At 52.4% G+C, this 9969-nt stretch carries 11 protein-coding genes; 7 read left to right on the forward strand and 4 right to left on the reverse strand.

The genetic code is table 11. The annotated features are described in order from the left end of the window. Positions 1-3 precede the first annotated feature (3 nt). From NP589_RS17120 to rpsI, 5 genes are all read left to right on the forward strand, one after another. Positions 4-531: a DUF4390 domain-containing protein gene (locus NP589_RS17120; protein WP_256608081.1), complete on the forward strand. Its 528-nt coding sequence runs from the start codon at positions 4-6 to the stop codon at positions 529-531. After that, the gene (locus tag NP589_RS17125; protein ID WP_256608082.1) at positions 513-2669 is read left to right on the forward strand and encodes a sensor histidine kinase; all 2157 of its coding nucleotides are present in this window, start codon (positions 513-515) and stop codon (positions 2667-2669) included. Before NP589_RS17120 ends, NP589_RS17125 begins: the two co-directional genes overlap by 19 nt. Next, positions 2666-4027, forward strand: a complete 1362-nt coding sequence (locus NP589_RS17130) for a sigma-54-dependent transcriptional regulator (RefSeq protein ID WP_020482940.1) — start codon at positions 2666-2668, stop codon at positions 4025-4027. The genes NP589_RS17125 and NP589_RS17130 overlap by 4 nt, the downstream gene beginning before the upstream one ends. Positions 4028-4100: 73 nt before the next feature. After that, positions 4101-4529 carry a 50S ribosomal protein L13 gene (rplM, locus tag NP589_RS17135; protein ID WP_020482941.1) on the forward strand — a complete coding sequence of 143 codons (429 nt, stop codon included), beginning with the start codon at positions 4101-4103 and terminating at the stop codon, positions 4527-4529. Positions 4530-4544: 15 nt separating this feature from the next. Continuing rightward, positions 4545-4934, forward strand: coding sequence for a 30S ribosomal protein S9 (gene rpsI, locus NP589_RS17140; protein ID WP_020482942.1), 390 nt, complete (start codon positions 4545-4547; stop codon positions 4932-4934). 30 nt (positions 4935-4964) lie between these two features. Here rpsI and NP589_RS17145 read toward each other — a convergent pair whose 3' ends face one another. Beyond that, positions 4965-5516 (reverse strand): DUF2380 domain-containing protein, encoded by a 552-nt coding sequence (locus NP589_RS17145; RefSeq protein WP_256608083.1) that lies wholly within the window; start codon positions 5514-5516, stop codon positions 4965-4967. After that, positions 5513-5965: an SRPBCC family protein gene (locus NP589_RS17150; RefSeq protein WP_256608084.1), complete on the reverse strand. Its 453-nt coding sequence runs from the start codon at positions 5963-5965 to the stop codon at positions 5513-5515. Before NP589_RS17150 ends, NP589_RS17145 begins: the two co-directional genes overlap by 4 nt. Before the next feature lie 194 nt (positions 5966-6159). On the opposite strand from NP589_RS17150, the gene NP589_RS17155 reads away from it, so the two are divergent. Together NP589_RS17155 and NP589_RS17160 are read left to right on the forward strand one after the other, a co-directional pair. Beyond that, entirely contained in the window at positions 6160-7512 is a 1353-nt protein-coding gene (locus NP589_RS17155) for a sensor histidine kinase (RefSeq protein ID WP_256608085.1), read from the forward strand. After that, positions 7509-8177, forward strand: coding sequence for a response regulator (locus NP589_RS17160; RefSeq protein ID WP_256608086.1), 669 nt, complete (start codon positions 7509-7511; stop codon positions 8175-8177). Before NP589_RS17155 ends, NP589_RS17160 begins: the two co-directional genes overlap by 4 nt. A gap of 39 nt (positions 8178-8216) precedes the next feature. Here NP589_RS17160 and NP589_RS17165 read toward each other — a convergent pair whose 3' ends face one another. Next, positions 8217-8633, reverse strand: a complete 417-nt coding sequence (locus NP589_RS17165) for a hypothetical protein (RefSeq protein WP_256608087.1) — start codon at positions 8631-8633, stop codon at positions 8217-8219. A 294-nt stretch (positions 8634-8927) separates the two neighbouring features. Continuing rightward, complete coding sequence (locus NP589_RS21775; protein ID WP_256608088.1) at positions 8928-9731, reverse strand: 4'-phosphopantetheinyl transferase family protein; 804 nt, start codon at positions 9729-9731, stop codon at positions 8928-8930. Positions 9732-9969: the final 238 nt, after the last annotated feature.

Here is a 9969-nt window from a genome sequence, read left to right on the forward strand (position 1 = left end):
TTGATGCTTTGCCTGCAACTTGCGTCAGGCCTTGTTAAAGCCAGCGATTACGCCCCGCGCATCGATTACGCCGAGTTGCAACATATCGATCACGGTTATACCGTGCAAACTCATATCGATTACCGGCTCAGCCCGACCGCCAAGGAAGCGTTACACAAAGGTGTGCGACTGACCTGGGAGGTAACGATAGAGCTGCGCCAGCCCGGCGTGCTGTGGGATACAATAATCCATAACCGCAAGCTGACTTACAGCCTACAATTCCATGCTTTGCTGAATCAATATGTGGTGCAAACCCCATTCGACCACAGCGAAATGTTTTTAACCTTGAGCGCCGCGATGAATTTCATGGCGGCCGTGCACGACAGCACGCCAATACCCGCCGAACTCTTGGCGGCAGACAAGCCCTACCTGTTGGCGGTAAAAACCCAGTTCAACCGCGAACTGCTGCCGATACCGCTGCGGCCGGTCGCCTATCTGGATAACCGCTGGTTTCTCTCTAGCGCTTGGTACACATGGCCCATTCAAAAATAAAATTACCGGCCAGCGCCACCATCATTCTGCTGTTCGGCTTCGTATTGCTGTCGCTGCAATTAATGAGCAGCGCCACCCAGGAATCGTCGGAACTTGGCGAAATGTATTCCTGGCTGTTGGTGATCAACACGCTGGGATCGGTAATTCTGCTCGGTTTGGTCGCTTTCAATGCCTATTCGTTGGTACGGGAATTAAAGAAAAAAGAAGCCGGCTCCCGACTGACCACGCGCATGGTGTCCTTGTTCGTCTTGCTGGCCTTGGCCCCGGCGGCCATCGTGTTTTATTTCTCCGTGCAATTCCTGCATCAAGGCATAGACAGCTGGTTTAACGTGGAAATCGACCGGGCAATGGACGATGCGCTGGAGTTGAGCCAATCCTCGCTGAATCAACGTATGACCTGGCATATCAAGCAAACCAAGCAAATGGCCGATCAGCTCCGCGACAAATCGGAAGCCTTGATCGCCATGGAAGTCGGCTCGCTGTGGGCAGACTCCGGTGCGCTGGAGATTGCGGTATTTTCCAACCAAGGCCGGGTATTAGCCTCCAGCAGCGTCAATCCCAGCGATATTTTGCCGCATCTGCCCGATGAACAAATCTGGCTGCTGCTGCGGCAGAATAAGGAATATTTTGCTTTCGATCCCGGCGATAACGACGAAATGCTGGTGCGTATTATCGTCGCTATAGAAGCGGATCAAAGCCGGTTTTTGCAAGTCCTATTTCCGATTCCGGTGCGGGTAACCGACCTGGCCGATTCGATAGAATTTGCCTTCATTCGTTATCAGGAAATGAACTTCCTGCGCGACTCGCTGAAAACCAGCTTCTCCCTGATCCTGTTGCTGGTGTTACTGCTCAGCCTGCTGGCGGCTATTTGGGTAGCGTTTATCAGTATCCGCAACATCGTCGCGCCGGTAAAAGAATTGGTAAAAGGTACGCAAGCGGTCGCCGATGGCGATTATCAGCAACAGCTGCCGGTGATGAATCAGGACGACCTGGGCTTTTTAGTCGAGTCCTTCAACCAGATGACCCGCCGTATCGCCCGCTCCCGGGACGAAACCCGCGCCGCCGGCCTGGAGGTGGAGAATCAGCGGGCTTATCTGGAGACCATACTCGCCAATCTCACTGCCGGGGTGATCAGTTTCGACGCGGCATTTTACATCCGTACCGCCAATCAGGCCGCCTACCGGATTTTGCATATCCCGGTCAGCCATTTCGTCGGCGAGACTTTACCAACCCTGGCGACCATGCACAGCGAACTGGCCGAGGTACTGAATGCAATCCAAAGCCTGCTTGAAAAAGCCGACGATATTTGGGAACAGCGCATCGTATTTCTCGGCCCCAACGGCCGCCAGGAACTATTGTGCCGAGGTACGCCGCTGTTCTCCCAGCACGGCGCCCGTACCGGCGCGGTCGTGGTATTCGACGACGTCACCGACCTGATTCAGGCCCAAAAAAACGCGGCCTGGGGCGAAGTGGCGCGGCGTCTGGCGCATGAAATTAAAAACCCGTTGACGCCGATTCAACTCTCGGCCGAGCGATTGCAGCACAAGCTCTCCAAGGAATTGCAGGACGGTTCCGCCGAGTTTCTGCAACGCGGCACCCGCACCATTGTCCAGCAGGTGGAAGCGATGAAACGCATGGTGGACGATTTTTCCGAGTACGCCCGCCCGTCCAAGAAACAGGTGGAAAAAATCAATCTGGTCGAGTTGATTCAGGAAGTCATGGCTTTGTACCTGCCTTCGGGCATCATTTTCAGCACGGCATTCGCCAGTGACAGAGTACTGGTCGAAGCGGATCCGGTCAGCCTGCGCCAAGTACTGCATAATTTGATCAAAAACGCGCAAGAAGCCACCACGGTGCCCTGCCGCATCGAGATCAAAATCGCTAAAGTCAGCCGCAACAACACCGACTATGTCGAATTGGGCATCTACGATAATGGCAACGGCCTGAACGCGGAGCAGCTTGAAACCATTTTCGACCCCTACGTGACCAGCAAGGCCAAAGGCACCGGTCTGGGCTTGGCCATCGTCAAAAAGATTGTTGAAGAACATGGCGGGGTGATTTGGGTGGATACGTCTTATAATGGCGGCGCGGGGTTTTTACTCCAGCTGCCGGTTTTTGAATTTGGGAACTTTAAATGAATAAGCAAGCACCGTATATTTTGGTGGTCGATGACGAGCAGGATATTCGTCAGTTAGTATCGGAAATTCTCGAAGATGAAGGCTACGACGTCGCTATGGCGGAAAACGCCGCAGAGGCTAAAGCCCTCAAAAACCAGCGCCCGCCTAATCTGATCCTTCTGGATATCTGGATGCCGGACAGCGACGGCATCACCCTGCTGCGGGAATGGGTTAGCGAAGACGACGCGCTATGCCCGGTAATCATGATGTCCGGGCATGCCTCGGTGGAATCGGCGGTGGAAGCGACTCGGCTTGGCGCTTACGACTTTTTGGAAAAACCGCTGTCGCTGGCTAAGTTATTGTTGATCGTCGAACGCGCGCTGGAGACTAGTTCCTTACAACGCGAAAACGCCGGATTGAAACAACAGCTGATGATAGGCGTGGACCCGGTCGGCAAAAGCGCGGTGGTGGAACGCACGAAGGACAAACTAAAGCGCTTGGCACAACATGATGCCCGAGTGTTATTCGTTGGCGAAGCGGGGGTCGGTAAAGAAATGTTCGCCCGCTATTTGCATAACAATAGTTCGCGACGCGACGGTTCGTTCGTCGATGTGTCGGTTGGCAGCATCTCCCCGGAAAACTCGGCGGTGGAATTTTTCGGGCGGGAAGACAACGGACGGGTTTATCGGGGTCTATTAGAACAAGCCCATCGCGGCACACTGTTTCTGGGCGAAATCGGCGGCATGGACCCGGAGACGCAAACCCGCTTGCTTAGCGCGCTGGAATCCAGTTCATTCTTAAGGGTTGGCGGCAGTCAGGCGGTGCGCGTTGATGTGCGCGTCGTCGCCTCCACCCGCATGTCTTTGGAAGAAGAAGTCAACAGCGGGCGCTTTCGTCAAGATCTGTATTATCTGCTGAACGTGGTGACGCTGGAGATTCCACCGCTACGCGAACACAGTGAAGACGTGCCCAGCCTGTTGAATTTTTACGTCGATCATTTCGTCACCCAGGAAAAGCTGCCGTTCCGGCGTTTCTCGATGGCGGCGCAAAATTATTTGCGTAATTACAGCTGGCCGGGTAATGTGCGCGAACTGCGTAATCTGGTACAGCGTCTGATGATACTCGGTGCCGGTGACGACATTGAGCTGGACGAAGTAAAAACCGCCCTTGGATCGATTGCCGAACAACCCAAATTGGGACTGAATGTACCTGAGTTTTTCAATTTGCCGCTGAAGGAAGCTCGCGACCATTTCGAAAAATCTTACCTGGAATATCATTTCGAAAAAACCGGCGGCAGCGTTGCCAAACTGGCATCGGCTATCGGTATGGAACGTACGCATTTATACCGAAAACTACACTCGTTGAAAATTAAGCTTTAATGGGACTTGAAGTTAACGGCCCTATTAAGTACAATTCACGGTTTTTATAGCCTCAACAGACTAAAAAGCAAAGATGAAAACATTTAGTGCAAAGCCCGCAGAAGTTAAGCGCGATTGGTACGTGATTGATGCAGAAGGAAAGACATTAGGTCGCCTTGCTACTGAAATTGCACGACGTCTTCGCGGAAAACACAAACCCGAATTCACACCACACGTTGACACCGGCGATTACATCATCGTCATCAACGCCGAAAAAATCGGCGTTACCGGCAACAAAGAAAAAGACAAAATGTACTACCGCCACACTGGTTATGTCGGTAATATGAAGTCAGCTTCTTTGGGCAAGTTAAGACAAACTTTCCCTGACCGCATCATCACCACCGCCGTACAAGGCATGTTGCCCAAAAATCCATTGGGCCGTGCAATGTTCAAAAAATTGAAAGTTTACGCAGGGTCTGAGCATAATCATCAATCTCAGCAACCTAAAGTTTTAGAATTCTAAGCAGGTAGATAGTTTATGGCAGCTCAATACTACGGAACAGGTCGTCGCAAAAGCGCAATTGCTCGCGTCTACGCCACCATCGGTTCAGGAAAATTCACTATCAACAAACAACCTGTTGAACAATATTTCGGCCGCAAAACCGACGAAATGATTGCCAGACAACCCCTGGAGTTGTTGGGTAAGACCGGCGATTTCGACATCAACATCATCGTTACCGGTGGTGGCCCATCAGGCCAAGCTGGCGCTATCCGCCACGGTCTGACCCGTGCTCTGATGGTTTTCGACGAAACCTTGAGACCATCGCTGAGAAAAGCCGGTTACGTCACTCGCGATGCTCGCGAAGTTGAACGTAAAAAAGTCGGCTTGCACAAAGCCAGAAAACGTCCTCAATACTCAAAACGTTAAGCGTTTCTTATTGGGAACAGAGAAAAGCCGCTACTCAGCGGCTTTTTTTGTGCCTGTCGCAACCACAAACCACTTAACGCTATCCGCGGCAAGCGTAGCCCTGATCTTTCCTGCCAAGGTATCGATGCCATGCTGAGTGACTTTCTGATGACTCCCCTTCAACTCGATGTCGTAACGCGCTACCGCCGCTCGCTGCTTCACGTCGATTAAATACACCCACAGATACGAAAACAAAAAGCTAGGCTTGCTGTGCTGACTGACCAGAACCCAATCAGCACCTTGCTGCCGACCTAAATCCGCTGCCAAATCGTGAAACCGGAACAAATAGCCGAAACTGGCATTGGCGGCTTTCTGGGTAGCGGCATCGACAAACGCGATTTGATAAGTACCCGACCGGCTTAAAGCTTGGATTAATAAAGGCGCCATGCCGGAAGTGCGAATTATTTCTGCCGGCGTGTTCGGCAGCGAGGTGATGTCGTTCAATTCAAAATCCAAAACCGCTATCTGCGGCGCGGCATTGGCCACCGTGGAGAAAATAGCCGCAGCCAACGACAAGTATTTGATCGATCGGACGCTAGTCATAAAGTCTCCGACGCCGAACTTGACGCAACTGACTCCAGCAAATCCAACTCCAATCCAGCGACGCCGGCCGTTATAGCCTGATGCACAAAATCGAGCAGTTCCTGGCTTACAAGCTCCGCGTCAATATCCACCATCCATTCCACCACGCTACCGCCATCAACCGTTTCACCAACCGTCACCGTGCCTAGATAATGACTCACCCCAAACGGCGATTCGATGCGGTTGTATTGCAAACGCCGGCGGCTGTGATCAATTAGCTCGATTCTGTCCGTCATTTCGCCGCCCGCCGCCAACGTCAAAATTCGTAGGGCACCAACGCCATCCCCTATAACACGACAAGCGGAAATCACTGGAAACCATCGTTCCAGACCGCCGATACCGGCTATCGCCGACCATGCTGTGTCAGCCGGTATGGGCATGGTTTTGTTGACAATCACTGTTTTAAGCATCTTTGATCTCCTAATTAAGCTGATTTAAAAGATCTCAGCTTAATCAAGCTGCCGCAGCCGGTAAGCCGAAATTTGCCCGACAAACTCGGGCAAATTGCCCGCGTCTCACCATCGCGCTATTCAGTACCATCTCAACTACCTAAAATGCTTTCCAAACAGGACTAGCCGGCTTTTCAGCACGCGACAAAGCGATCATGAATCTAAAACTGTATTTGTTAACCCGCATCACGGCGGTAGCCTTACTGTGTTTATTCGCTACGCTGACGTATGTGCTGCAGAGCAGCGCCCAACAATCGGCAATGCAAGCGCAAAACACCTTGGCCGCGCTGGGCAAACAACTGGAGCTCCAGTTATTTAAACTAAGCGCCGGGGAAAAACCGGCCAACTCCTTCCCGGATTTTGATTTATGGAAACAGACCGGCAGCGAGCCGGGCATTTGCGCCAGTTATCTGACCAATGACGGCGAAACGATGCGTAACTACTGCAAAGGCATTGACCTATCCAATCATCACTATCCCAAGCATTTTGCTGAGCTATACCGACGACTTTTCGGGCCGGACTTCGACTGGCAGCGGCCAATAACTTACAACGACCAGGTTTACGGGGTATTAACCGTTTCGGTTAGCGCCGAGTTGTCGATAGCCCGCGCTTGGGATGACGTCCGGGATTTACTGGCATTGTCGGCAGCAACCATCACGGCGGTGTGCCTGCTGGTTTATTTAGCCGTCAGCCGCGCCCTGCAACCAGCTCAGGCAATTGTGGCAGGACTAAACCGGCTCAGCTCGGGCGATTTGGCATTTCGGCTGCCCAATTTCAACTTACTCGAATGGCGGCAAACCGCGACGGCAATCAACCAACTCGCCGACAACCAGCAACAACTCTTAGCTGAACGACAAAAATTGGCGGTGATGCTGATGAACTTACAGGAAGAAGAACGCCGCTATCTGGCGCGGGAACTTCACGACGAATTAGGCCAATGTCTGACTGCAATCCACGCGGTCGCGACCGGCATCTTACAGACCGCTCAGCAAAATTGTCCCGAGCTAATCACGGAAGCTGAGCAAATTAGCCGCTTTACCCAAGCCATGCAACAAAGCGTGCGGGAATTATTGACGCGCTTACGACCGACGGAACTTGACGAATTAGGCCTGGACGCCAGCCTGCGTAGCCTGATAACAAGCTGGAACCGTCTAGGCAAGACGCACTACGACCTGCACATCTTCGGCGATTGTAGAACGCTAACGGAGCCGCTGGCGATCAGCCTGTTTCGCATCACCCAGGAAGCCGTCAGCAATATCGCCAAACACGCGTCTGCCAGCCAAGCCGATATTACGCTAGCAGTCGCCAACACCGGAGCCTTGCTCACCATACAAGACGACGGCAGCGCCATCGCCCTGCCGTTTGCCACAGACCATGGCATAGGTTTGCTGGGCATGCGCGAACGCATAGCCGCCTTAAACGGTAGGTTTGCTTTGCACCTAGCCAAGCCGCATGGCCTGATAATCCAAGCCAGCTTGCCATTGGAGCAACCGGGGAGCACCGAATGACTAAGCAAACCACTATCAATATTCTGTTGGTAGACGATCACGCGATAGTCCGGGAAGGCTACCGTTCGTTAATCAGCAAACAAGCAGACCTAAAGGTCATTGCCGAAGCCGCGAACGGCACAGACGCCTACCTCCTCTTCAAGGAACGCCAACCCGACGTGGTCGTTACCGATTTAACCATGCCAGGCTTAAGTGGCCTGGAATTGATAAGCCGCCTCAAACAGCGCGACCGCAAAGCCAGGATCCTGGTATTCAGCATGCATCAAAATCCCAGCTTTGCCCGCCAAGCCTGCCGCGCCGGCGCTCTGGGTTATGTCAGCAAAAACAGCGCTCCGGACATATTGCTGCGGGCGATACGAGATGTCTACCTAGGTAGACATATTCTCAGCGCCGACATCGCCCAGGCGTTGGCTTTGGAAAAACTCGGCAACGAAGCCACTGCTCTGAATAGCTTAACTGCCAGAGAATTCGAAATTTTGCGCCTGCTGATCGAGGCCAACACACAGGAGCAAATCGCCAAAACCTTGAATATCAGCCCGAAAACCGTCGGCAACTGTCATTACCTGATCAAAAACAAGCTGGGGGTGAACAGCGACATCGAGTTGACGCGCTTAGCGATCAAACTAAATGTGGTTAGCCTGCTGGATTTGACGGATCTGACTTAAGCCGTACTCAAATTAGCAACAAACAAACTCAATCATCATTCAATTGATCGCATATTGCTCACTTGCTCCCAGCGCTTCCACCAACGCCAAATGCCCCATCGCATCGAACAATATGCGCTGTTCGGTGAAAAATTCGGTGGCGGCGTCAATGGCATCCAGCATCACCGCGACCACAAAGCGCTCAGCGTGGGTGGATGCCACCATTTTTTCCGGCACGGCGCATTCTATTCGCAAAGTCTGCGAGGTTTTATCAAACGAATGCAAACGCAAACCTTCGAAATCGGCTTTTTCCTGGCGGCTGGGTAATAAAAATATCAAGTCCAGAATCGGCGCCCGTTTTTGTATCGGCTCCTCGCGGAATCTTGCCAAATCGACGGCAGTTTTGATAATGGCTTTGGCGATTGCACTCTCGTCAAGCGCACGGTCCGGCATCATGGATGCAATGTGTATAGTCATATCAACCTCTCTAATTAACCCGTTTTTAGACTACTCAGCAAATCCCGTTCCAAGACACTTATTTACGACATAGAAGCCTGCATTCTGCTTTTAATGACTAATCCAGTGTAATGCGCGGCTTAGCAAATGAGATTATTGGGCTGGGAGCGTTAAGAATGGGAACGGGTATTTGTTGTAAACCCAACATATCCGGCAAATGCAACAACATCGAAAGGACAAACGCGATAGATCAGACGGTGGCGTTCCGGCAATTGGATTTTGGATATCTACAGCCGCCAGGAGCTTGCGATCACCTCAATCGGCTGACAGCACCAAACGCCGCAAATCATAGCTGCAAGCCGGCGTAACAAGAGCGGCGCAGCTATTGTTGATCCGGCCTTGAAATTCCCCAGAGTCATCATCCCCACGAAAAACGGAACCTAGTTCAGCAACTGAGCTCATGCCTACGCCGGGACGACGATAATCAAGGGCCGGAGCAACCGTACCATCGACATCCAATTCGTGAACCAGCCAAGTACTAGCCGGGCCGTACTCGTCTGGAATAGCTACTAACTGCCCGCCGCAACCCAAGGCGAATTCGCATTGCTCTAACCCCAAAGCAATTCCACGGCCGACTGCTTTGACAAAGGCCTCTTTCTTGGTCCACAAGCGATAAAATGCTCCTGCCTGCAACTCCGCCGGCAGTTCGCACCAGCCCTGATACTCCCGGTCGGAAAAACAACGCTGCGCCAAACTGTCAAAATTGCGCCGCAGCTTAACCGCCTCCATATCAATCCCAATATCCGCGAAATTGGCGACCGCAATTAACACTGAATCAGCGGTATGCGAGATGTTGAAATGCAAAGCGTCATCAAGCAAAGCCGGCTTGCCGTAGGGGCCGGATACAAACTTTAAAACCGCGGGATCGACCGCCAAATAGCCGGCCAGGGTTTCTCTCAGCATACCGCGCGCGGCGATGTAGCGATCACGTAAAGTCGGAAACTTGAACGCTTGCGCCTTCAGCGTTTCGTCGTCCGATAATCGCGACTCCAGACGCCCTAATGTGTCGGCAGATAGGCTTAGCCTCCCCTGCCAAACATCCACGAAATGCTCACTCACAGCTGATAGCCGTCGCCGAATGCACTATCCGAGCCCCGCTCCGCCAATAACCCAAAGCCGACGTGCTCCTGTTCCAGACGTACGCCGCAATGCACCGTCGGGTTCCTGGTAAATCACCCTTTTCGGGATTACCAGTGCCGACAGGTCGTATTGCAGTGCTATTTCTAGGTCGGTTTCGGTCATGGTTATTTCGTTTTGATTGAGGGGGGACGTTGAATTGGGCGTATTTTAGGTTAAA

This window comes from Methylomonas rosea, assembly GCF_024505055.1.
Lineage (GTDB): Bacteria > Pseudomonadota > Gammaproteobacteria > Methylococcales > Methylomonadaceae > Methylomonas > Methylomonas rosea.